Source organism: Rothia sp. P6271, assembly GCF_048512995.1.
Taxonomy (GTDB): Bacteria; Actinomycetota; Actinomycetes; order Actinomycetales; family Micrococcaceae; genus Rothia.
In genome coordinates, this window is the sequence record NZ_JBLXXV010000002.1 from 40422 (window position 1) to 64828 (window position 24407).

Genomic DNA, 24407 nt, shown 5'->3' on the forward strand with positions numbered 1-24407 from the left:
AGAGCTGAGCGGTAATGCCTGTAGTGTTGTGCCTAAGACATAGATACCGTTAAGAACCTACGTGAGGGTTCTTAAGGCTAAAGGGTCAGGAGACAATGATGGCTGATACTTATCTTTCTGAAGAAGAACTCATCCAATTTATTGCGACTTTACCGACACGACGTATGGCTGCGGGGGCGTTAATCCGGAATGCAAAGAATGAGTTTCTCGCGGTACAACCTAATTACCGTGACGGGTGGGCTCTTCCTGGTGGGACCGTCGAAACAGGTGAGGCACCACAACGAGGCTGTTTTCGTGAGGTGCTCGAAGAAGTCGGGTTAGACCTTACCCCTGGGCGTTTACTCGTCATTTTTCATGGGCTGCAAATGGGTGTGTGGGGTGATTCTTCATATTATTTCTATGATGGTGGTGTCATTGACTCTGATACTCCTATCAACGTGCAATCAGAAGAGCTTTTAGGGTATCGTTGGGTAGCTTTAGACGATGCTGCACAATATTTTAAACACTCTTTAGCGGATCGTCTTCGCACCTGTTATGAGGCTTTGGAGACCGGCCAGATGATTGAACTGAGTTCTGAAGATTCATAGAAGGTGTTTTCTCACGGTATTCTTGTGAGAAGGTGCTGTTACCGATTATAAATGTGCGTAGAAAGAACGTGATGACGTCGAATATTTTTCCTAAAGATTCAGAAGGAAACGTGTCTTGGGAACAAGATAACGTTATTTGGGCAGAAATCCATTTTAGCTACTGCGCAGTGCCTGACTACGAAACAGAATACGGTCTTGATCAAGATGGTCCTCTTGACGCCGGAATCACTGATGAACAGCTCACTGAACTTTTTTCATTGAAATGTGATGATGTGAAAATTCCTGACGCGGAGCAACTGTCATCACATGAGAGTGAACAGCCGCTCGAACAGGATACGGCAGAAGACGAAGATGATGAAGAACTCTTCTACGCCGACGATCAGCTTGATCAAAGTTTCACTGATATTCTGAGCGATACTCCAGAAATCATTGTGTATGAAAGAACGATGACTGCTGTAGTTGCTCATGTTCTTTGCGTACCTGATAGTTCTGAGACTGTTGAAGGCCTTCGTGTTGTTACACCCGAAAAAGATGGATCCTTCTCGCTTGGGAGAACTCTTGAAAATTATGCTCAACAGATACAAGAACGTATTGACGCGGATATGATGAGCATTATTTTACCGAGGGAGCGAGACTATTCTATTGAGCTGACTTCACTAGGGGAGAGCCTAGAAATTAACACTTTTGCGGTGGGAACGGCTGCTACTTTCCCTGTCTGCGCCGATGTTCTTCGTGAACAGATACATCGTATGTCAGCAACAGAACAGCTCGACGTTAAAGACTGCGAATCTGGTTGGTCTATTGTTTGGGGAAAATCTCTTCTGATTGCACAACTGCTATACCAGCTACAACAACCAGCTATTATGGTGACGTCATCTGCTCACGGCGTACATATAGCCTGTTTTATCCCAGCACACGAAAAGAACCATGACTGGCACAACCCCCTATGGGATACGTGGATGGAGAAACTTCGTGATGGTTTGAGAAGACCACTTCCGTTGTTTGACGTACATGAAGGGTATCTTATCGATTTTTTCTGGGGGGCATCAAAAAATATTAACCCTCATCTGCCTGAATCCTTATACGCAAAAGGTACGTTCCTTTCAGAAATGATGCAACAGCTTTCTGGTATTCTTCCTGAACCTTTTCAAAAACAGCGTATCTTAGAACAACTTGAACAATTCATGTGGGCGTATAACGTCGATGAGAACTTTATGCACCGGCTTCACCTATATTTACAAGATTATGGGTCCTTACTAAGCGCCGAATCCGTGATACAACTTTTGTGTGCGCCTGCGGAGCTACAAGAATTCTTCCGTGAAATATGTGATGCAACATTTTTCAGAGCTCACGAACATCAACAAGAGATAGAACCTCTAAAAGATGACCTTCAACGAGCAATTTTTGTTACCACTGAACCGATGAACGAGGTCGAAACCCAAAAAATAGTTGAGTCTCTTTCTCTGCTGGTTCAAAGCTCACTTGCTGAGCCTTCCTCTTCTTCAGAACCTGAAGAAAATATAGAAGAAGATGCGTTTGAGATTCTTCAGAAGAACCCTTGGATATTGCGGGCAGATGCTGCCCTGACCTTGAGCATTTCAGCGGTTCTAGGAGTTCTAGCTTATCGTGATAAAAGTTCTGGTGTTTCTTCACCTCTGAAAGCATTAGCTTCTTTGGCATGTGCTGGAATGGGAACCGCAGAGTTTCTTTGGGGGCAGAAATACCTTCACCAGAAAAAAATAGAACAGGAGAAGCTAGAGCCAACTGCTGAACCTTTTAAACCTCAGAAATCTGTTCTTGAAGAACTGCGAGAATATGCCCTTGAGGTAGAGAAACAGCAACAGGAGAAAAAACAACAGCAACATCAAGGTGCAAAGAAGCATGTTAAAAGGTTATTTCGTTCTTTGCGTTCACGGTTTTCGGAGGGCTGATGGAGCATCATGGTATCGCTCAATACCTGCGAAAGAGCGTTGATATTGATCCTGACTGGCAACGTCCTGTTCCTTCTGAACAGTCTTTTCGCTACGACCTTTGGTTGTCTCTGGTTGCTTCATTATTGGCCTTAATCTCTTCGGCCAGCTACCAGAGCTTAGGTCTTTTTGGTGATGACCATCAAGAAATTTTGTGGTCTTATATCTTGGCTCAGCTGATGGTGCTACCCTTGACCGTTCGACGACGCTACCCTTTGACGGCCTTTGCTGTTGCAACGTTGATATTCTTTGTTCCACCGTCGTTAACGGTTTCACCACCGATATATTTCACGTTAATTTTTCAAGTGACGTACTTATTTTTGCTGTATACGGTGATTGCTTGGGGACAAGACCGAAAACTTGTTTGGATGTCTGTTTACATCGTGATTTTTTTGACGATTGTGTGGATTATTATTGCGTGGACTCTTCACGGTGTTGCACTTTTTAACGTCAACGAGTTGGCGCAGAACGGGCCTATCGATAGTTCACTTGCCACGTTGCTGACCTTATGCATAAATAATGGGATGTATTTTGGCTCAGGTATCGCATTGGGCCGTATCTCGTGGATTCGAGCCTACCAAAGTGAGATATTAGAAAATCAGCGTCATGAGCTAGAACAACAAAGTGAACAGATTGCACAAGATAGGGTGGTGCGCGAACGTTTACGTGTAGCACGCGAACTTCATGACTCGGTAGGTCACCATATCTCTGTTATTTCTGTCCAGTCTGGTGCTGCTCGGCGTCTTCTCAACCGTTACCCCGATAAAGCTGTTGACGCGTTACAAAACGTTGAACAAAGCGCGAGTACAGCTATTACAGAGATGCGCTCTATCGTACGTCTTCTACGTCAGGATAGAGAGCCGTCAAAAGCTCAGGGAAATATCAGCTATAGTGAACCGACCTTAGAACAACTACAACAACTTTTTATTGAAGTAGAAGCTTCTGGGTTTCAGGTAGAGTATCTGAAATCTGAACATGAAGAAAAGTTTTTGGCAAAAATCCCGCAGGGGACGCAGAATTCTATTTATCGGATGATTCAAGAATCTTTGAATAATGTGCGTCGTCACTCTTTGGCACGTACGGTGCACGTGATTCTTCGTTCTGTAGAGGTCAACCAGCGAGTATGGATTGAAATAGAAGTCATTGATGATGGTTGCTCTCAGAAGAAACCTGCAGATAAGTCTTCCTCAAACTACGGTTTATGCGGTATTAAAGAGCGCGCTGAGGCTTTAGGAGGTTCAGCAACTTACGGACACCGCGCGAATGCTCAAGGGTGGTTCGTTTATATTCGTATACCAGAAAGACATAGTGAAAATACATGAGTGCAGAGACTATTCGCGTGCTTTTAGCCGATGATCAAGACCTTGTCCGTAACGGGTTCTCGATGATTCTTTCTGTCGAAGAGAACATCCACGTCGTAGGAGAGGCCCATAACGGCCAAGAAGCTGTAGATTTGTGCCTTCAACTCAAGCCTGACGTCGTGTTAATGGATGTGCAGATGCCTGTTCTTGATGGCATTAACGCGACATTACAGATTGTTCAACAGACGGAGTCAAAGGTTCTGGTGCTGACCACCTTTGACCGTGATGATTATCTTTTTGGTGCGCTTAACGCTGGCGCGAGTGGTTTTTTGTTGAAAACTTGCACTGCCGAAAAACTTGTAGAAGCCATTGAACAAGTGCATGGAGGTTTAGCTTTGCTCAGCCCGGAGGTGACTTTACCTGTTATTCAAAAGATTACTGTCGCCTCTGACTTTTCATCATTGAATACTTCTTCAGCTATGAGTTCTGGTGCCTCCTCAAACGTATCAGGATGTTCTGCCGAAGATCGTCTGCGTGTGGAGTCTTTGACCGCTCGTGAACGGGAGACTCTTAGCTACTTGGCGAAAGGCCTCACCAACGCCGAAATTGCGGAGCAGATGTTTTTAGGTTCATCTACCGTGAAAACTCACGTATCTAATGTTTTGGCAAAAACTCATTCTCGAGACCGAGTGAACGCGGTAATTTTTGCGTATCGTACAGGTCTTGTTCACTGATATGAGGGGGAAACCTTCTAGAAATCAGTCCTATGGGGGAGTTCTGCTTTTCTGAAATTTTTTAGACTCGTAGTGAGTAATAATAACGGTGCCATCCCTGACCACCGGTAGGGGTGACACAACGAAAGGGTCACTATGGTCGAACATGTAGACACTCATAAACCGCCTCATGGTTCTCTTGAAATTTCTCATGTAAGTAAAAGCTTTGGAGAGAAAAAAATTCTAGAGGACATTAACTTCACCGTTAATGCTGGTGTTCTTACGGGGTTCTTGGGAGCAAATGGCTCTGGTAAAACAACAACAATGCGTATCATCATGGGGCTTTTAGAGCCTTGTCAGGGTGAAATTCTGTATTGCGGTGAGAAGATTACCAGCCAACATCGTAAAACGTTTGGTTACATGCCAGAAGAACGAGGCCTATACCCTAAACAGCCTCTTCTGTCTCAGCTAGTGTATTTGGGGCAGTTGCATGGAATGGATGTTAGTACCGCAAAAAGTGAAGCTACCGATTACCTTGAGTTCATGGGTTTAGGTGAACACCTGAACAGCAAATTAGAATCTTTGTCTTTAGGTAATCAACAGCGCGTTCAGATTATTGCATCTATTTTGCATCGACCGAAGGCTTTAATTCTCGATGAGCCGTTTTCTGGTCTTGACCCCCAAGGTATTGAGAACATGGTTCAACTGTTATACAAGATTGCTCGCTCTGGTGTTCCTGTGATGTTCTCATCACATCAGTTGGATTTGATCGACCGGTTATGTGAAGAAGTTGTGATTTTGCACCAAGGCATTATTTGTGCGGCGGGGAATGCTCAGCAACTTCGTGAGGAGTCGCCTCAACACTTTAGGATGCAGTCAACAACAGATTTGGGCTGGCTTCGAAGCTATGAGGGGATACGTGTGCTTGACTTCCAAGGAACTCAGGCGCTTTTAGAATTCGTACACCCTATCGAACAGGTTCGACCTGAACTGCTTCGCTATGCCGTTGATCAGGGGATGACGGAGTTCTCGCGCGTACTACCAACATTAGGAGATATCTATCGAGGAGTGACAGCACAATGAATCAAGCACCTGCACCTTGGCGTATCGTCATGGTACGTGAAATCAACACAAAGCTTCGAGATAAAACTTTTATCTTCAGCACGCTTTTTTCTGTCGTAATTATTGTCCTCAGCATGGGGTTTAACATATGGTTAGGGCAGAAAAATACTCACTATACCGTTGCTGTGACTAACCAAAAAGCTCAACATTTAGTGGAAAGTTCTACGAAAATTCTTCAGGACCAAGACCCTGATGATTCTTTAGACGTTCAGCTATTTGACTCTGAACAGTCAGCTCAGCATGCGCTAGAAGAAGATGATGTAGATGCATACCTTAAAGAACTCTCTTCCGAACAGGGCTGGGAATTGGTTTATAAGGATTCTTCACAGAATACGTTGACACGTGTTCTTGAAGATACTATCTTCACGCAACAAATAGAACAGAATGCTGCTCAAGCCGGTGTCTCTTGGCAAGAGTTGCAGCAGGGGACATCGCTGAAAGTCTCCATGCTTAAGGACTCTGATAATCGTGGTATTGCCTTGTTGGTTGGTGTTATTTTTGCCCTGATTTTCTACATGTCATCGCTCATTTTTGGTCAGCTGATTGCTATGAGCGTGGTTGAGGAAAAACAAAATCGTATTGTTGAGATTATTGCTACCGCTATTCCGATTTCTCAACTTTTGGCAGGAAAAGTTCTTGGTAACGTGATTCTCGCAATTGGGCAAATGCTGCTCTACGGAGTTGTTGCTCTAACGGGTCTGAATGTCTTTAACCTTGCCCAAGAATATGCGTGGATTCTTCCGTCTGCCGGTTGGTTCGCGGTGTTCTATGTGGTTGGTTTTGCGGCAGTTGCAACTATCTGGGCTGCTGTTGGTGCCATGTCTTCACGCGTTGAAGATATCGGTTCCTTAGCTTCCCCTTTGACCATTGTTCTGATGGCTGCGTTTTTTGCTGGTATTTACTCTTCGGGGGCTGTCCTAACCGTTGTCTCATATATTCCTATTGCGTCTTCTATTGCAATGCCCATGAGGATGTTGCGAGAAGATGTCTTTTTCTGGGAACCAGTGCTGTCTCTGGTATTTGCTCTGATAGCGACGTGGGGCATGACCTTATGGGGTGCCAAGATTTATCGTCATCAGGTGATGCGTTCGGGTAGTGCCGCTACGTGGAAGCAAGTTCTTTTGAAAAAAGAACAGAAATAGTCTGTGACTTTATCAATAACATCGTGAAAATACCTGCGAAGTTCTGGATTAACGTTCACAGCTCTGGCATACTTGCACAGGTACCCGATAGGTGCGGGCCTCTCACCGCATCATATTGTGTTCATTTTAGAGATTGTATGGATGGCCGGCCCCACCGGAGCAGAAATACGATTTCGCCTGAAACAAAGAAACAGGAGAGTCCACTACAGTGGCTGTTAAAATTCGTCTGAAGCGTATGGGTAAAATCCGCGATCCTCGTTACCGTGTTGTCGTTATGGACTCACGCACTAAACGTGACGGTCGTGCGATTGAAGAAATCGGTCTATACCATCCGACCGAGACCCCTTCCCTTATCCAGATTGACTCTGAGCGTGCTCAGTACTGGCTATCTGTTGGCGCACAGCCAACCGAGCAGGTACGCGCATTGCTCAAACTCACCGGTGACTTGGCAGCATTCAAGGGTGAAAAAGCAGAATCTGCTGTAAAGCCTGTAGAAGCTAAGCCTGAGTTCGTTGTCCCTGAAAAGGGCTCCGTTATTCTTCCTGAAGCTATCACCCCTAAGGCTGAAGCTAAGGAAGAAGAAGCTCAGGTAGCTGAAGAAGCTACTGAGGAAGCAGCTGAGTAATTATGTTGGCCGATGCCCTTGAGCACCTCGTTCGAGGAATAGTCAGCAACCCCGACGACGTTCAAGTTCGTTCTCGTAGCGGTCGTCGTGGTGACTTCCTAGAAGTTCGGGTTAACCCTGAAGATTTAGGTCGTGTGATTGGGCGTCAAGGACGCACCGCGAATAATATTCGCACCGTTATTGACGCAATCAACGACGGCGACCACATTCGTGTAGACGTCGTCGATACTGATCGCCAACGCTAAAAATTTTATAAACAAAGCATGTTTATCGGGGGAGTCCCAAGCCTGAATCAGGCTTGGGACTCCTTTGCCTTATCCCGTTATTACCCAAACACGATAAACTAGAACCCACAGAAGAACTAACACCTAATATTTTTACTGCTATTGAAAGATAATGCGAGGAGAACCTCATGCAGATTTTAGTTGCGCGTATCGGTAAACCACACGGTATTCGTGGAGAAGTGACCGTCGAACTTTTTACTGATTCTCCTCAAGAACGTTTTGCCTGCGGAGAACAGCTAAACATTGAAAATTATCAGCCTGAAACTCCCGTTGGTGCTATTGCCCCCAACGGTGTTTTAACCGTAGCTCACAGCCGATGGAACAAAAAAATTCTGGTGGTTCGGTTTGAAGAAGTCACATCACGTAACCAGGCTGAAACTCTACGAAACACACGATTGACGTTCGACGCTTCTGAAGCAGAGTCTTCTGAAGGATACTACGAACACGATTTAGTAGATCTTCCGGTCTATTTGTACCATGATGTTCCCGAAGGAGAACTTCCCGAAGGTGAAGGAATCGGTACAGTTATTGGATTACAAACAATGCCTGCTCAAGATTTACTCTTAGTTCGTTTGCATCATGGGGAAGAAGCCATGATTCCTTTTGTGGAACAAATTGTTCCTGAAGTAGATACACAAGAAGGCTTCGTCCTCATTGACCCGCCAGAGGGGCTTTTAACTCTAGGTAGCGAAGAATCAGAGGAACAATAGAATGCGCTATGATGTTGTCACTATTTTCCCTGAATATCTTGAACCTCTACGGCTATCGCTGCTAGGTAAAGCTCAAGAACAAGGAATTGTCGATATCCGCATTCATCACCTTCGCGACTATGCGTTTGACCGTCATAAAACGGTAGATGACACCCCCTATGGTGGTGGCGCAGGAATGGTGATGAAAGCAGAACCGTGGGCTTTAGCCCTAGAAGAAGTTTTGACGACAAAAACTTCTCAAGAACGTCCTCTGCTGTTAGTGCCCTCCCCAGCTGGAGTAGTTTTTAACCAGCGTTTAGCTGAAGAACTTTCAGAACGCGAACACCTTGTCTTCGCGCCAGCTCGATATGAGGGTATCGACGAGAGAGTCTTTGAATGGGCAGAAATCTCTTTTGAGGTGATGCCTGTATCGTTAGGAGACTACGTTCTTTACGGGGGAGAAGTTGCCGTCCTTACGATGATTGAAGCGATTACGCGTTTACTTCCTGGCGCGATGGGAAACCCCCAATCCTTAGAAGAAGAATCACATACGGGAGGATTGTTAGAATACCCCGTCTACACGAAACCGTCTCAATGGCGTGGGCATCATATTCCAGACATCTTATTATCTGGCAACCATGCTGCTATCGCCCGATGGCGTCGTGATGAACAGCTTCGACGGACATTTACCCGCCGATATGACATGATTGAGTCGTTGTCCGAAGAACAATTAGATACACAGGATTTATCCTTACTCCAAGAGTTACGAGAGCAAAACTAAAAAATCTTTTATGAGCTCTTGATATGTTAATCCTCTAAAGTTCTGGTCGCAGAGCCGTATTTATGTCATAATTATTTCTTGTGTTCATTTTGGGTACGCCCCTGCCGTAGGGGGATGAGCGACCATAACAAAATGAACCGTAGACACCACCCAGCGGGGTCTACGTATTTTGGAATTCTGCCACATAGAGATAGTAGGCAGAAGTATCACGAGACTATTAGACCTACGGCTGGTAGCTCATGGAGAACTCAATGCAGACTCTTGACTTCATTGACAACAAGTCACTTCGTAACGACATCCCCGAATTCGGTCCTGGCGATACCCTCAACGTTCACGTTAACATCGTTGAAGGTAACCGTTCTCGTGTTCAGGTTTTCAAGGGATTCGTTGTAGGCCGTCAGGGTGCTGGCGTTCGCGAAACCTTCACCGTCCGTAAAGTATCCTTCGGTGTTGGTGTTGAGCGTACCTTCCCAGTACACTCCCCGGTTATTGACAAAATTGAGGTTGTTACCCGCGGTGACGTTCGCCGTGCAAAGCTCTACTACATGCGTGATCGCCACGGTAAAGCTGCACGTATCCGCGAAAAGCGCGAGAAGACCGCGTAATCTTTCACGGATGGACCACATTTTAAGGTCACAACCAACGAACAGGCGCCCCATCCGCTACGGGTGGAGGCGCCTGTTCGCTGTTATTTTTTCGTTAGCTCTTCTGTGCGTCATCCTGATAAGGAGCTTCCTCGTTGATGTTTTTTATATACCTTCAGCGTCGATGGAACCAACACTAAATACCGGTGACCGTATCCTTGTCAGCAGATTAGATACCCAAGCACAACGAGGAGACCTTGTTGTCTTTGACGGAACAGGCTCTTTTGACCCCTATCGAAGTACCAACCCCTGGCTACATGACCCGCTAGGAACTTTAGGGCAATGGGTGGGGCTGAAAAGTTCTCAAACGATTTATGTTAAACGTGTTATCGGCGTTGCCGGAGATAGAATAACTTGTTGTTCAGATACGGGTACTTTGTTGCTTAACGGTCAAGAACTTGAAGAACCCTATCTTTTTCCCGGAGATGACCCTTCCACCGTCAACTTTGATGTTATTGTGCCGCCAGGGCGTATCTGGGTGATGGGAGATCACCGTTCAGTATCAGAAGATTCTCGTGCTTTGTTAGCTGCACCGGGCGGGGGGATGATTCGTGAAGAAAAAATTATCGGTAAACCCATTTACCGTATTCTTCCCCTACAACATTTTGGAGCTCTTGAACACATAGCAACTCATTAACCCAATATATACAGCGGATTTTCAGTAAATATCCTTCTCAATATGGGCCTATTGCTCAAGTGTTTTCCCGTATCCTTAATTTTAATAATCTTATAGAAGGCAGAAAGAACGGTATGTCTCAGTCTCCAGAACATGAAGAACCTCAAACACTAAACACCGCAGAGGATGTTGTAGACGCAACGTTCTTACATCAAGACGTCCCGCCTGCAGAGCAGACCGGATTCCTTGGGCAAGTTAAAGAATTTGGTATCGTCATACTCTATGCGTTGGTCATTGCGTTCATCCTCAAAACCTTCGTTATTCGTGGGTTCTACATTCCTTCTGGTTCGATGGAAAACACCCTCGAAGTTAACGATCGTGTCTTTGTTAATGTTGCTGGTTCAATGTTTAGCCAAGCTGAACGTGGAGACATTATCGTCTTTAAAGATACTCAAGGTTGGATTGATTCTTCTCCTCACCGTTCTAACCCCGTCGCTTCTGCTCTAGCCTTCGTCGGTATCCTCCCCGACAGCTCTGATAAGTACCTTGTTAAACGTGTCATTGGTGTTGGAGGAGACCACGTTGTCTGTTGTTCTGCAAACGGCCGAATCATGGTCAACGGTGTAGCTATTGACGAAACATACCTCTACCCAGGTGCGAAGCCCTCTGAGATTCCTTTTGACGTAATCGTCCCTGAAAACTCCTATTTTGTGTTAGGAGACCACCGTAATAATTCAGCCGATTCTCGATACCATATCGAAGACGGGCACGAATTTATTAGTGATAGCGATGTTGAAGGTAAAGTCTTTGTACGTGCATGGCCGCTTAACCGTTTCCAATTTATTGGTGGAGCGCATGATGTCTTCGCAGACGTTCCCAGAAATAAAGCTTCAGAGAAGTGAACGCTATCTCGCATACTGCCTCACTCGAGATTGAACAAGAATATTTCTCTCAAGGTGTTCAACTCATCGTAGGCATGGATGAAGTCGGCAGAGGCTCTTTAGCTGGGCCTATAGGTGTTGGAGTCTCAATTCTTACCGCCCAACAGCAACATATGGTAGAAGGGCTCACCGACTCCAAAGCGCTCAGCGCCAAAAGGAGAGAAGCTCTCGTCCCTCTCATCAAAGATTGGTGTGCTACTGGTCTTGGATATTCTTCAGCTCAAGAGATTGATGCACTGGGTATGACGTTGGCCTTACGTTTAGCTGGTCAACGAGCTTTATCTCAAGCTCTTCTAGACCAGCGTATTACCTCTTTTCCTGAGAGGATTCTCTTAGATGGTTCTCATAACTGGTTCAGCCCGAATACTCCCGATTTGCTGAGCGAATTAGATGAAGCGCAAAAACTATACCAAGAGCTTGCTCATGAGACGTGGAAAGAACAAGCCTCTTCAAAATATCCTCGACACCAACCGTGGGACATACCGGTCACAACGATTGTAAAAGGTGACTACCGTTGCGCGTGTATTGCAGCTGCATCGGTCGTAGCTAAAGTCCATCGTGACCGTCTGATGGAAAATTTAGCGGCAGAGAATCCCTCCTATGGTTGGGAGAAAAACAAAGGGTATGGTTCAAAAGCTCACCGCGAAGCATTAGCAATGTATGGGGCAAGCGCCCATCACCGGCTTAGCTGGAATTTGGGTCTTGAACCGCAACAACTCAAAGACGCATATATTCAACGAATGGTAGAAACATCATGAGTGCAGAAGATCTTGAAAAATACGAAACTCAGGCACAACTGGCCTTATATGAGGAATACCAGAAGGTTTATGAACTTTTCCGCTATGTGGTAGAGACCGATCGGCGTTTCTATCTAGCTAATAGTGTGGAAGTTACCCCACATATACAACAGGGAAGCGTCTACTTTGAGGTGATGATGAACGACGTATGGGTATGGGATTTCTTTCGTGCTTCACGTTTTGTCAAAAACGTACACGTCTATTCTTTTAAAGATGTGAATGTTGAAGAGCGTCTTGCCGACGCCGAACTTGTTGTTCCGCAAATTCCTGGATTTGGTGAAGGATAGTCCCTCGAACCTGGTTTAAAACTGCGGACAATAAACCCACCCACCATATGACTGTGGAGAACATCCTCTATTCTTCTCAACGTCCACTTTTATCCCCAGAATCTTTTTCTCCATACTCCAAAAGTATCTACTGTCGCATGCTAGTAACCAAGAAAATGTTACTGGCAATGAACGGACACCAGATTCTTTATGGCACAGCACCTCGAAACTGGAAGATGGGGCGAGCATCTCGCCGTTGAGATACTCACCAGCCAAGGCTACACCATCCTTGAACAAAACTGGCGACCACAGCCCCTCCCCGGAGAACCTAAACTACGTGGAGAAATCGACGCTGTTTTACTCGACACCGACGCAAACCTTATCTTTCTCGAAGTAAAAACCCGCAGCACAGAAAACTACGGACACCCCTTCACCGCGATTCACCACGGCAAAACAAAAAAGCTCAAACAACTAGCCTATTATTGGTGCGCTACACACGACGTACACGACTTCACACATATCCAATTAGACGCTATCGCTATTACCGGCACACCAGAACATTTCACCTTTGAGCACCTCAAAAAGGTGAGCTAATGGCATACGCAAAAACCTATTCTGTAGCATTAGTAGGAATCAACGGACATATCATCGAAGTTGAAGCTGATATCTCTCAAGCACTACCATCTTTCATCCTTTTAGGCTTACCTGACACCTCTTTGAGCGAAGCTAAAGACAGAATACGCTCCGCCGTCAAAAACTCTGGGATGTCACTAGCCCAACGAAAAATCACAGTAAATCTTAGCCCCGCAACTTTACCTAAACGCGGATCAGCCTTCGACCTAGCTATGGCAGTAGCAGCCTTAACCGCAGACCAAAAAATACGTAGCAGCTCCAATACCGTATTCCTCGGGGAACTCGGACTCGACGGTAGCGTACGAAGGATACCGGGGGTACTCCCATCTGTTAAAGCCGCAATAGAAGCAGGATTCTCTCATATCGTAGTCCCCGAAGAAAACGCCCAAGAAGCTCAGCTAATCCCCGGCGCTCACATCACAGCATGCCGTTCCCTCGCCCAAGTTCTTACTTTCCTCGGGGCAGACCCCACAACACTCAAAGAATCGGCACAAACGCCACCTAAAGAACACCACAACACAACCGCAACACCTCAACTCACCGCAGATATGGCAGATATCGCAGGACAAACAGAAGGCCGCCTTGCCTTAGAAATCGCAGCTGCAGGTGGACATCACCTACTGCTCAAAGGACCGCCAGGCTCCGGCAAAACAATGCTTGCTGAACGGATAACGAGCATTTTACCGCCACTAGATGATGTCAGCGCTATGGAAGTAACCGCCATACACTCCTTAGACATGGGAGAAAAACCCTGCCAAGAACTCATCCGAACACCACCTTTCCAAGCCCCACACCACAGCGCCTCCACCGCATCCATACTCGGCGGAGGCTCAGGAATACCACGCCCCGGAAGCATCTCTAAAGCACACAGGGGAGTGCTCTTTCTTGACGAAACACCAGAATTTAAAAGAACGGTACTCGACTCACTTCGACAACCACTAGAATCCGGACACATCACCCTCCACCGAGCAACCGCAACCGCAACCTACCCTGCACGTTTCCAACTCATCCTCGCCGCAAACCCTTGCCCTTGCGGAAACAACATTGGACAAGGTCTAGACTGCAGATGCACCTCTAAAGAACGCAGAAATTACTTCGGAAAACTCTCTGGGCCACTACTTGACCGCATCGACATACACATCACCATCCCTAAAATCCTCTCTCGGGAACTAGTACACCACCAAAAACCTGAAAATAGTGCAACTATCTCCCAACGAGTCCAGCAAGCACGCAACCTCCAAAAAGAACGCCTATCACCTTATGGGCTACTCACCAACGCCGACATGAACGGACAACTGCTCCGCGACACTTTCAAACTCGACACCCGACTCACTACCGGACTCAACCACGCCATGGATCAAGGAAACCTCAGCGCTCGCGGATACGACCGAATCCTTAGAACAGCATGGACCTTAGCAGATCTCGACGGAGCCACCAGTCCCACAACAGAGCACATCGATACCGCACTATATTTCCGACACCTCAGCCAAGAACCCTTCACCACCTAAGAAAAACACTCAACCAAGAAAAATATCCATGGAACATCACCACGCTTACGCCCAAATTTTACGTATCGCAGAGCCACAAGACCCATATATTCACCACGCCATCGAGATTCTAGGAGCACCTCAAACCGCATGCATTCTCAGCCGTAAAACACCACTAAAGTTTAAAGAATGGCAAAAAGCTCTGTCCCAAAGCCACTCATCGATGAGCGAAACACTCCACAAAAGCTCCGAAGAAACATACCTAGCATTACAAGAAAGAATTCAGCGCTGGTCTCAACGAGCCGAAACTCTTAGCCCCGAACAAGAACACCGTTCAGCACAAAGCCTCAACAGCTGGATTTGTACACCTGAAGACGAGGACTGGCCTGAAACGCTCAACGACCTCGGCAGCTCACGACCCTACGCTATATGGGGACGAGGCGAACGAAAACGCCTACAAGAACTACGGCATATACCCGCCATCTCTGTTGTTGGTTCCCGCGAACCGACCCAATACGGGCACAGCGCAACTAACCATATCGTTCAAGACCTCGTAGCAACAAAAACACCCATTATCTCTGGGGGAGCCTTAGGAATAGACGCTATCGCACACAACAAAGCGTTAGAAGCTTCGCTCAGTAACCTGCCAACCATTGCGCTGATGGCCTGCGGAGTAGACCGACCCTACCCGAAACAACATCAACAACTACACGAACACATCATTAACCGAGGGCTACTCCTGAGCGAAGTATCTTTGGGAACGCCACCAACACGATGGCGGTTTCTCCAAAGAAACCGCATCATCGCTGCCCTCAGCGAACTCACCATCATCATCGAAGCACGCTGGCGTTCAGGCGCGCTAAACACCGCACACCACGCCCTCGAACTAGGCCGAGAACTGCGAGCCGTACCCGGATCAATCTTTAGTCCGACCTCACAAGGATGCCACAAACTACTACGTGAGGGACTCGCACAACCTATCACCTGCGCCCAAGAAGTTATCGAAGACTTACACCTAGAAAATTTCTCCGCCACATCAAACACCGAAAACATACAACACCTAGCAAAAGAACCTCTACTAACAGAATTACACCAACGCATCTGGGACGTACTACCATTACAACAAGGCATAAGCATCGAAAAAATTAGTATGCTCATTGGAACTAACCCACGAAATATTATGAGTGCGCTCGGATACCTTAGCCACCACCAACTCGTCGAAAACACCAATCATCTCTGGCATAAAAAGAAACGGTAGAATCAACAGAAGAGAGCCAACAGAAAAGGAAAACACCGTACATGGAGAACACCAAACCCATAGAAACGGAAGATACCCTACGCCTGGAACCATCCACACATTTAGAAGAACAAATCTTCTCACAACTGATCGAGAACTTCACACGATACTTACGCTACGAAAAATTTCGTTCCGAAAACACCATCAACTCCTACCGTAGCGACCTCAAAGCATTCTTCACCTACGCCCAAGAACAACGCCTACACAACATTAACGACGTTGACCTCAGCTTCCTACGTGCGTGGCTCTCTCACCAACACGAACGCAGCCAGTCCCGCAACTCTACCGCACGAAGGCTCTCCACCCTAAGAGTTTTCTTCTCATGGGCTAAAGAAGAAAACTACATCCACCAAAACCCGACGCTAGCAATAGCAACCGCCAAAAAAGAACACCGACTACCTACCGTCCTCACCAAAGAACACCTTCAAACGCTCTTTAGAGAGCTGGAAGAACGACTTACCCAAAACCCACACGACCCACACGCGCTAAGAACCTGCGCTGTTATTGAACTCCTCTACGCTAGCGGACTGCGAATTTTCGAACTATGCAGCATCAACCTCTCGAGTATCGATAGAACACAACGCACCCTAAGAGTCATCGGTAAAGGCAACAAAGAACGAATTGTCCCCTTCGGGAAACCCGCACTAGAGGCCATCGAACAATGGATACGTTACGGGCGTCCACAATGGCTCAAAAATTCAAAAGCACCCATCGAAGAAGCCCTTTTTATCGGGCCGCAAGGTGCTCGCGCAAATCCTCGACAACTACGTGAATGTATTAACCAGCTTTTAGCTCTTTTAGAAAACACCAATGCTCGTGGTGCACACGTCTTTCGCCATAGTGCAGCAACCCATATGGTTGATGCTGGCGCTGACATTCGCACAGTACAAGAACTTCTAGGCCATAGCTCTCTTGCCACAACACAAATTTATACGCATGTCTCGATGGAAAGACTCACTGCAATCTATGAAAAAGCGCATCCGCGCTCATAAACTGAGGTACTCTACTACTAGTAACCAAATGAAATGCCGTCTACGGGAAGTGTCCTATGACAAGTGGGGGAATACTCTATATCCATGCAGTACCTGCTGCGGCTATACCACACCTAAAATGGTCTTTAGAAAACCTTATCGACGGTTTATCTTCTATCACCTGGGAACAACAAACCCAAAAACCTGAATATTACTGTGCCGCCTTGGAATGGAGCGGATCCGAAGAACGAGCTGCGCAAATCACCTCAGCTCTGATACCACTCAAAAAAATTTGGTTTGAAGTGAGCTTCTACGGTGACGAACAAGAACTGCCAAGCTGGTGGATGTACACTCCTGAACTTGGAACGTTCTATGCCCCTACCGACACTGCCGGAAATTTTCTGATGAGTGAAGACCGTGTACGTTCCATCTACGAACAAAGTGGTGGGGAGCCACACGAACTCTTACAGCTTTTTTCTCAGGCACTTGGTGAACCTTGGAATAATGAGCTTGAACCACTTCGAGAAAATAACTTAGAACGGCAACCTCCCGTCCTGTTAGAACGTCACGTTAACCTATAGTTCCTTTTCAAAAAATACGCCGGCTTTTAGCTTCTTATCTGTGATGAGGTGAAGCTAAAAACCGGCGTATTTTTATCAGGACAAGGCTTTATTCTTCAATAGAACGGAACGCAACTACCGCGTTATGCCCACCAAAACCGAAAGAATTAGACAGGGCAGTAATCTTTCCAGCTGGTAAATCACGTGCTTCCGTAACGACATCTAAATCAATTTGAGGGTCTTGATGCTCAAGATTAATAGTGCATGGTGCTTTGCGATGAAAAACAGCTAATACTGTCAAAACAGCTTCTAAAGCACCAGCTGCCCCAAGAAGATGACCGGTCATTGATTTTGTTGCAGAAACTGCAATATGTTTCGTGTGGTCACCAAAAACTTGGTGCAAAGCGGAGGACTCAGGAACGTCTCCTACAGGGGTGGACGTCGCATGAGCATTAACATGAACTACTTGTTCAGCATCAATATTGCCGTCAGCTAAAGCCTGATTCAATGCACGGACTGCTCCGAGAGCTTCCGGATCGGGAGAAGTAATATGATACGAATCAGCAGAAACACCCGTTCCCGCTAATTCTGCATAAATACGTGCTCCACGAGCTCGAGCGTGTTCTTCTGACTCAAGAATCAAAGCTGCACCACCTTCGCTCATGACAAAACCATCACGATCCACATCATAGGGACGTGAAGCAGAGACCGGATCATCATTGCGAGTTGACAGGGCCTGCATCTTAGCGAAAGCAGCTAAAGGAAGTGGATGAATGGCTGCTTCGGCGCCACCTGCGATAACGACATCAGCTTTTCCACTACGAATCATCTCAACAGCAAGACTCATCGCTTCAGTTGAAGAAGCACACGCAGAAACCACCGTTTGTGCTGCTGCACGCGCATTGAGCGCCATAGAAACAGCTGCCGCACAACTATTAGGCATGAGCATAGGAACAGTAAGCGGCAACACCCGACGAGGGCCTTTTTCTCGGAGTGTGTCCCAAGAATCTAGAAGAGTCCACACTCCGCCAATTCCAGTTCCGAAAGCAACTCCAACGCGCTCAGGGGTAAGTCCCTGAGCATCTTCTGCGTTATCTGCGCTAAAACCTGCGTCTTCCCAAGCCTCTCGAGCTGCAACAAGAGCAAATTGTGCAGAGGGATCTTGACGTTTTGCTTCAACCTTCGTCAAGCGGCCTGAATCTAGGGGAGCAGTAGCTGCTTGCCCAGCAATATAGACAGGCAGCTCGTAACGTTCTACCCAATCTTTATCAAGTTGTTTAATCCCCGAAACCCCGTTAAGGGCGTTGTTCCAAGTGGTGCTAACATCTCCGCCGATGGGAGTGGTTGCACCTAAACCGGTGACCACGATTTTTCGAGACATGTGCATACTTTCTTCTAGAATTGGATAGTTCATAGAAAAAGACGGACGCGGAACATCAACCAAGGAGGAACCGCGTCCATCTTTTGACATGAGCTAGTTAGCTTGCGTTCGCGATGAAATCAACAGCGTCGCCTACAGTGACGAGGTTCTGTACTTCTTCATCGGGGATAGTAACGCCGAATTTTTCTTCAGCGTTGACAACGATGGTCATCATAGAGATGGAATCGATGTCGAGATCTTCAGTGAAGGACTTTTCGCGCTGTACATCAGCAACCTCAACACCGGTTTCTTCGTTAACAATTTCTGCAAGACCTGCAAGGATCTCTTCTATGTTAGCCATGGTGGCTCCTTTTACTTATTAGTAGGCAATCATGATTATTGAACCATGAATGCAGTTTTTCTCCCTGATGGAGGGACTAACATCGTCTGCACCGTAGCACATCCGAAAACTAGGGGATTAGGGGAGGACAACAACCTGAGCTGCAAATGCTAAGCCTGCTCCAAAACCAATCTGTAAAGCAAATGTACCAGAGAGCTCTGGACGTTCCTTGAGTAATCGATGAGCCGCTAACGGAACTGAAGCAGCAGAAGTATTTCCCGCTTCTACAATGTCCTTAGCAACAATGACGTTTTCAGGAAGTTTAAGAGTTTTTGCTAGCTGATCGAGGATACGTTCATTGGCTTGGTGAGCAATGAGAGCGCCTAAATCTTCTGGATTAATTCCTGCGGCTTTGACCGCTTCTTGAGCAACTTTTGCCATCTCCCACACAGCCCACCTAAATACAGAAGGGCCGTCTTGTCGGAGGGTTGGCCAAATTTTTTCTCCCTCTTGTACGGGGTTTTTAAGGAAATCTCGATTACGTAACTCTAGAAGAGAATGCGTCATCCCTACAGTTCCCCATCGGGAACCATCTGAACCCCAAATAGTAGGAGCAATTCCGGCAATATCGCTATGTCCAACAACGGCTGCACCTGCGCCGTCTCCTAGAAGGAAGGAGATAGACCTGTCTGTGTTATCAATAAAATCGGTAAGTTTCTCAACACCAACGACGAGAACATTCCTTGCCATACCTGAGCGAACTAATGAGTCAGCCTGAGCAATGCCATAACAGAATCCTGCACAAGCAGCTGAAATATCATAGGCGGGGGCTTTTGACCCAATGCTATCGGCAACAAGGGTAGCTAATGATGGGGTCGCGTAAGGATGCGAAATTGTCGAAACAATAACAGCATCAATTTCCTCTCCTTCTACGTGAGAGTTCTCAAGAGCATCAGCTGCTGCACCGCAAGCCATATCTTGTACAGAAATGGATTCACTTGCTCGTTGTCGTGTGCAGATGCCGGTGCGCTGTTTAATCCATTCATCTGAAGAGTCGATGGCTTCAACTAGCTCACTATTAGGCACTGACAGGTCAGGGCGAAAAGCTCCATAGCCAAGAATTCGTGAAAATTGTTGTGGCTGGTATTGGTTAAGAGTTGTCATAAAAGTTTTTGCACCTACGCTGTTTTAGGCCTGTGAAGCCTCTACTAGTAGTTTTAATTCTTCTGGGGTGTTCAACGTTACGCGAGAAACCTGAGGAATAGCTCTACGAACTAAGCCAAGAAGTGTTCCTGCCGGAGATAGCTCAACAGCTGTGTGCACACCATGCTTTTTCAGAGATTCCATGCACAAGTCCCATCGAACAGGAGCTGTTACCTGTCTGACAAGACGCTCTATACATTCTGTTCCGGTGTCTAAGGTTGACCCATCGTAATTTGAGATAAGGATTCCTTGTGGGGCTGACGGGCTAATAGTCTGCGCGTATTCGTTAAGCGGTGTTTGTGCTGGCTCCATATAGGGGGTGTGAAAAGCTCCAGCTACTTTAAGGGCAATAACACGGGTTTTAGCTGGAGGGTTGTGCGCTAGATTCTGGAGATTTTCTTCAGCACCAGCAGCAACAATTTGTCCGGCACCGTTCATGTTAGCAACATATAATGATGCTTCCTGAATGGCTTCAGTGATGCTTTTCTCATCTGACCCAAGAACTGCTGCCATACCTGTTTTTTCTTCGGAGGCAGCCTGCGCCATGCCGTGTGCTCGTACTCGAGTAAAGGCCATTGCTTCGTCTTCTGTTAGAACGCCGCTGAGGGTTGCAGCTGTAATCTCTCCAACGGAGTGACCTGCAAAAACTATATTTTTTTGAAGGTTAGATGTGGCTTCTAGGTAACGTGTGCCAGCAATAATGCCAGCAGCAACAATAAGAGGCTGGGCGATAGCAGTATCTTTAATGGTTTGTTCGTCAGCGACCGTTCCGTAATGGATGAGGTCGAGTTCTGCTGCATCAGAAAGCTTCTGAAGATGGGCTTGCACTCCAGGAAGTTCTAGCCATGGTTGAAGAAAACCTGGTTTTTGTGAGCCCTGTCCAGGGCAGAGAACTGCAATCATGGAGTCCCTCTCCTCTAAAAATCTGTGTTGATACGAGAAAACGTTCAACACGCTCTCACCAAAATCCTACCTATGTTATGCGAATAAAAGAGTGCCTATTACCTGTATAAGAGCAAGATATTTCGTATTCTGATGGATATTTTTTAAGTTCTTTAGACTCTCCGTTCAACTAAAGCCTTTGAAAAGTTATCATCAAAAACTCTGTACAATGCAACGTCAAAGTCAACGAACAAGACAAGGCGGGCTGTTCTCTTCCCTAATCGGAGAGAACAGCCCGCCTTGATGAATGTTCATGTATTAAAGGAATGACCCTTTAGCACATGTCACTATTACTCAGCGTTTTGCGCCAGTGTTGCAGGAGCATTGACATCAAGCTGATACTTAGCGAACGCTTGAGCTGGAGCTTCTGCAGGAACTTCTCCGCGCTTTGCAAGCATCTGCAAGGTGCGTACAACGATGGACTCTGCGTCAACGTTGAAGAAACGACGTGCACCAGCACGGGTATCAGAGAAACCGAAGCCGTCTGTTCCTAGGGTTGCGAAATCGTTAGGAACATACTGGCGAATGCCATCCATCAAATCAGAGTTGTAGTCAGACACTGCAACAATAGGACCAGTCGCACCATCAAGCTGCTGCGCAACGAATGGTACGCGAGGTTCTTTTCCGCTGAGGAAAGCTTCACGCTCAGCTTCAATACCGTCACGGCGGAGGTTAGTCCAAGAAGTGACAGACCAAACGTCTGCAGAAACTCCCCAGTCTTCAGCCAAAAGCTCAGATGCTTTCATCGCCCAAGGAACGCCAACACCAGAAGCTAGTAGCTGAGCTCGAGGTCCTTCAAGCTGGCTTTCTTTGACTCGGTAGATACCACCGATAATGCCTTCAACGTCAACATTCTCAGGTTCTGCAGGCTGAATAATGGGTTCGTTGTAGACAGTGAGGTAGTACATGACGTCATGGTCTTCATCTTTTTGACCGTACATATGCTCGATACCGCGCTCAACGATGTGTGCAATTTCGTAGCCATATGCTGGATCATAATGAATCACAGATGGGTTCTGTGACGCCAAGATGGGTGACTGCCCGTCCATGTGCTGTAGGCCCTCACCGGTAAGGGTAGTACGACCTGCCGTACCGCCGACGATAAAGCCACGAACAAGCTGGTCAGCTGCTGCCCAGAATGCGTCACCAGTGCGCTGGAAACCGAACATCGAGTAGTAGATGTAAATCGGAACCATAGGAACACCATGGGTGTCATATGAGGAGCCTGCCGCTGTCAACGCAGCGACACCGCCAGCTTCGTTAATACCAACGTGCTGAATCTGACCGGCAGGAGATTCCTTGTATGCAAGCATGAGCTCACGGTCTACTGCAAGATAGTTCTGACCCAAGGGGTTGTAAATCTTTGCAGAGGGGAAGAAAGAATCCATGCCGAAGGTACGTGCCTCATCGGGAACAATCGGCACGATGCGCTTACCAAAGTCTTTTTCACGCATGAGGTCTTTCATCAAGCGAACAAAAGCCATGGTGGAAGCAGCCATCTGCTTACCGGAGCCCTTCTTAGCGCCCTTGTATGCCTTTTCACCAGGGAGTTCAATTTCTGGCTGAATCTGGCGACGTGCTGGCAAGAAACCGCCTAGTTCTTGGCGGCGCTTGAGCATGTACTGAATTTCGGGGGCATCCATACCAGGGTGGTAGTAAGGAGGGTTGTAAAGATCTTTTTCAAGTTCTTCATCAGAGATGGGGATGCGAAGGTGGTCACGGAAAGCTTTGAGGTCTTCCATAGTGAGTTTCTTCATCTGGTGGGTTGCGTTACGGCCTTCAAAGTGAGTGCCGAGACCGTATCCCTTAATGCCCTGAGCCAAAATGACGGTGGGCTTACCCTTGGTCTCCAAAGCAGCCTTGTATGCGGAGTAGACCTTCTGATAATCGTGTGCGCCTCGCTTGAGTGCCCAGATTTCGTCGTCGGTCATATCAGCAACGAGTTCTTTGGTTTCGGGTGTCTTGCCGAAGAAGTGCTCACGAACGAATCCGCCGTCTTCTGCCTTGTAGGTCTGGTAGTCGCCGTCGAGGGTTTCGTTCATAATGCGAACGAGTTCGCCACTCTTATCTTTTTGGAGGAGCGAATCCCATTCACGACCCCAAATAACTTTGATGACGTGCCAGCCTGCGCCACGGAAGAAGGATTCAAGCTCTTGGATGATCTTTCCGTTACCGCGTACAGGGCCGTCAAGACGCTGGAGGTTACAGTTGACAACGAAGGTGAGGTTATCCAACTTGTTGTTTGCTGCAACCTGTAGTGCGCCGCGCGATTCGACTTCGTCGAGTTCGCCGTCACCGAGGAATGCCCAGACATGCTGTTCTGAGGTGTCTTTGATACCGCGGTCGTGGAGGTAGTGGTTGAACTGTGCCTGCCAGATAGCGTTGATGGGGCCTAGGCCGAGTGAAACGGTTGGGAACTGCCAGAATTCTGGCATGCAACGGGGGTGCGGGTATGAAGGGATACCTTTGTCGCCCTTGGTTTTTTCTTGGCGGAATCCGTCGAGGTGCTCTTCAGTGATGCGTCCTTCGAGGAATGCTCGCGCGTAGTTACCGGGGGATGAGTGTCCCTGCCAGAAGATTTGGTCGCCTCCGCCGGGGTGTTCTGGGCCTCGGAAGAAGTTGTTGAGACCAACTTCGTAGAGTGTCGCGATGCCGGCATAGGATGAAATGTGTCCACCAACGCCGATGGTTGATTTTTGTGCGCGCTGAACCATGATTGCTGCGTTCCAGCGTAGGTATGCGCGGTATCGGCGTTCCATCTGCTCGTCGCCAGGGTATTCAGGCTCTTGGTCAACGGGGATGGTGTTGATGTAGTCAGTAGTAGTGACCATTGGCACCTCGACGCTGCGGCTGCCTGCTCGCTGCAATAGAGAGCGAACGATGAACTGTGCACGTTCAGTGCCTTGGGTTTCTACCAGTTCGTCGAAAGATTCTAGCCACTCGGCTGTCTCTTCGGTGTCGGTGTCTTTGAAGCTATTGGTGAGTGCGCTTAAGACATGGTCGTTTGTATTGGAGGGTCCCACTAGTCAACCTCTCTTTGTTGATGTTTATAGGGTGTGGCGTGTGAACTGTTAGTGCAGTTCGTGCCTTCCTCGGTACAGACTATCGAGTTCTCGAAGGTCTGATACTTTCTTCT

Annotated in this window: 25 protein-coding genes; 20 read left to right on the forward strand and 5 right to left on the reverse strand. The window is 47.2% G+C overall.

What is annotated here, in order from left to right; all coding sequences use genetic code 11:
- Positions 1-98 precede the first annotated feature (98 nt).
- The 20 genes from ACN08X_RS02525 (at position 99) to ACN08X_RS02620 (ending at position 17447) form a co-directional block, all read left to right on the forward strand.
- Positions 99-587, forward strand: coding sequence for an NUDIX domain-containing protein (locus ACN08X_RS02525; protein ID WP_419107806.1), 489 nt, complete (start codon positions 99-101; stop codon positions 585-587).
- Between the two features lie 71 nt (positions 588-658).
- Positions 659-2518, forward strand: a complete 1860-nt coding sequence (locus tag ACN08X_RS02530) for a hypothetical protein (RefSeq protein ID WP_419107807.1) — start codon at positions 659-661, stop codon at positions 2516-2518.
- Entirely contained in the window at positions 2518-3879 is a 1362-nt protein-coding gene (locus ACN08X_RS02535; RefSeq protein WP_419107808.1) for a sensor histidine kinase, read from the forward strand. The genes ACN08X_RS02530 and ACN08X_RS02535 overlap by 1 nt, the downstream gene beginning before the upstream one ends.
- Positions 3876-4592, forward strand: a complete 717-nt coding sequence (locus tag ACN08X_RS02540) for a response regulator (protein ID WP_419101393.1) — start codon at positions 3876-3878, stop codon at positions 4590-4592. Before ACN08X_RS02535 ends, ACN08X_RS02540 begins: the two co-directional genes overlap by 4 nt.
- A gap of 135 nt (positions 4593-4727) precedes the next feature.
- The gene (locus tag ACN08X_RS02545) at positions 4728-5654 is read left to right on the forward strand and encodes an ABC transporter ATP-binding protein (RefSeq protein ID WP_419107809.1); all 927 of its coding nucleotides are present in this window, start codon (positions 4728-4730) and stop codon (positions 5652-5654) included.
- Positions 5651-6835, forward strand: coding sequence for an ABC transporter permease (locus ACN08X_RS02550; protein WP_419101391.1), 1185 nt, complete (start codon positions 5651-5653; stop codon positions 6833-6835). The genes ACN08X_RS02545 and ACN08X_RS02550 overlap by 4 nt, the downstream gene beginning before the upstream one ends.
- A 208-nt stretch (positions 6836-7043) precedes the next feature.
- A complete protein-coding gene (gene rpsP, locus ACN08X_RS02555) occupies positions 7044-7460 on the forward strand; it encodes a 30S ribosomal protein S16 (RefSeq protein ID WP_419101390.1) in 417 nt (138 codons plus the stop codon).
- A gap of 2 nt (positions 7461-7462) precedes the next feature.
- A complete protein-coding gene (locus ACN08X_RS02560) occupies positions 7463-7705 on the forward strand; it encodes an RNA-binding protein (protein WP_419101389.1) in 243 nt (80 codons plus the stop codon).
- 167 nt (positions 7706-7872) lie between these two features.
- A complete protein-coding gene (rimM, locus tag ACN08X_RS02565; RefSeq protein ID WP_419101388.1) occupies positions 7873-8454 on the forward strand; it encodes a ribosome maturation factor RimM in 582 nt (193 codons plus the stop codon).
- A 1-nt stretch (position 8455) separates the two neighbouring features.
- The gene (trmD, locus tag ACN08X_RS02570) at positions 8456-9214 is read left to right on the forward strand and encodes a tRNA (guanosine(37)-N1)-methyltransferase TrmD (RefSeq protein ID WP_419107810.1); all 759 of its coding nucleotides are present in this window, start codon (positions 8456-8458) and stop codon (positions 9212-9214) included.
- A 251-nt stretch (positions 9215-9465) separates the two neighbouring features.
- Positions 9466-9819: a 50S ribosomal protein L19 gene (gene rplS, locus ACN08X_RS02575; RefSeq protein WP_419101386.1), complete on the forward strand. Its 354-nt coding sequence runs from the start codon at positions 9466-9468 to the stop codon at positions 9817-9819.
- An 85-nt stretch (positions 9820-9904) separates the two neighbouring features.
- Positions 9905-10495 carry a signal peptidase I gene (gene lepB / locus ACN08X_RS02580; RefSeq protein WP_419107926.1) on the forward strand — a complete coding sequence of 197 codons (591 nt, stop codon included), beginning with the start codon at positions 9905-9907 and terminating at the stop codon, positions 10493-10495.
- Positions 10496-10608: 113 nt separating this feature from the next.
- The gene (gene lepB / locus ACN08X_RS02585) at positions 10609-11376 is read left to right on the forward strand and encodes a signal peptidase I (protein ID WP_419105932.1); all 768 of its coding nucleotides are present in this window, start codon (positions 10609-10611) and stop codon (positions 11374-11376) included.
- The gene (locus ACN08X_RS02590) at positions 11373-12173 is read left to right on the forward strand and encodes a ribonuclease HII (RefSeq protein WP_419107811.1); all 801 of its coding nucleotides are present in this window, start codon (positions 11373-11375) and stop codon (positions 12171-12173) included. Before lepB (ACN08X_RS02585) ends, ACN08X_RS02590 begins: the two co-directional genes overlap by 4 nt.
- Complete coding sequence (locus tag ACN08X_RS02595; protein ID WP_419101383.1) at positions 12170-12499, forward strand: DUF2469 family protein; 330 nt, start codon at positions 12170-12172, stop codon at positions 12497-12499. The genes ACN08X_RS02590 and ACN08X_RS02595 overlap by 4 nt, the downstream gene beginning before the upstream one ends.
- Positions 12500-12688: 189 nt before the next feature.
- Positions 12689-13072, forward strand: a complete 384-nt coding sequence (locus tag ACN08X_RS02600; RefSeq protein WP_419107812.1) for a YraN family protein — start codon at positions 12689-12691, stop codon at positions 13070-13072.
- On the forward strand, positions 13072-14619 hold the full coding sequence (locus tag ACN08X_RS02605) for a YifB family Mg chelatase-like AAA ATPase (protein WP_419101381.1): 1548 nt from the start codon (positions 13072-13074) through the stop codon (positions 14617-14619). Before ACN08X_RS02600 ends, ACN08X_RS02605 begins: the two co-directional genes overlap by 1 nt.
- Positions 14620-14647: 28 nt before the next feature.
- Complete coding sequence (dprA, locus tag ACN08X_RS02610) at positions 14648-15856, forward strand: DNA-processing protein DprA (RefSeq protein ID WP_419107813.1); 1209 nt, start codon at positions 14648-14650, stop codon at positions 15854-15856.
- A 41-nt stretch (positions 15857-15897) separates the two neighbouring features.
- Positions 15898-16887 carry a tyrosine recombinase XerC gene (locus ACN08X_RS02615; protein ID WP_419107814.1) on the forward strand — a complete coding sequence of 330 codons (990 nt, stop codon included), beginning with the start codon at positions 15898-15900 and terminating at the stop codon, positions 16885-16887.
- A 56-nt stretch (positions 16888-16943) separates the two neighbouring features.
- Positions 16944-17447, forward strand: a complete 504-nt coding sequence (locus tag ACN08X_RS02620; protein WP_419105925.1) for a DUF3145 family protein — start codon at positions 16944-16946, stop codon at positions 17445-17447.
- A gap of 88 nt (positions 17448-17535) precedes the next feature.
- Here ACN08X_RS02620 and fabF read toward each other — a convergent pair whose 3' ends face one another.
- The 5 genes from fabF to aceE all read right to left on the reverse strand — a co-directional run bounded on the left by fabF (position 17536) and on the right by aceE (position 24294).
- Positions 17536-18807 (reverse strand): beta-ketoacyl-ACP synthase II, encoded by a 1272-nt coding sequence (fabF, locus tag ACN08X_RS02625; RefSeq protein ID WP_419107927.1) that lies wholly within the window; start codon positions 18805-18807, stop codon positions 17536-17538.
- Positions 18808-18904: 97 nt separating this feature from the next.
- On the reverse strand, positions 18905-19147 hold the full coding sequence (locus tag ACN08X_RS02630; RefSeq protein WP_419107815.1) for an acyl carrier protein: 243 nt from the start codon (positions 19145-19147) through the stop codon (positions 18905-18907).
- Between the two features lie 117 nt (positions 19148-19264).
- Positions 19265-20290, reverse strand: a complete 1026-nt coding sequence (locus ACN08X_RS02635; RefSeq protein WP_419107816.1) for a beta-ketoacyl-ACP synthase III — start codon at positions 20288-20290, stop codon at positions 19265-19267.
- 24 nt (positions 20291-20314) lie between these two features.
- Entirely contained in the window at positions 20315-21232 is a 918-nt protein-coding gene (locus ACN08X_RS02640; RefSeq protein ID WP_419105923.1) for an ACP S-malonyltransferase, read from the reverse strand.
- Between the two features lie 329 nt (positions 21233-21561).
- A complete protein-coding gene (gene aceE / locus ACN08X_RS02645) occupies positions 21562-24294 on the reverse strand; it encodes a pyruvate dehydrogenase (acetyl-transferring), homodimeric type (protein WP_419107817.1) in 2733 nt (910 codons plus the stop codon).
- Positions 24295-24407: the final 113 nt, after the last annotated feature.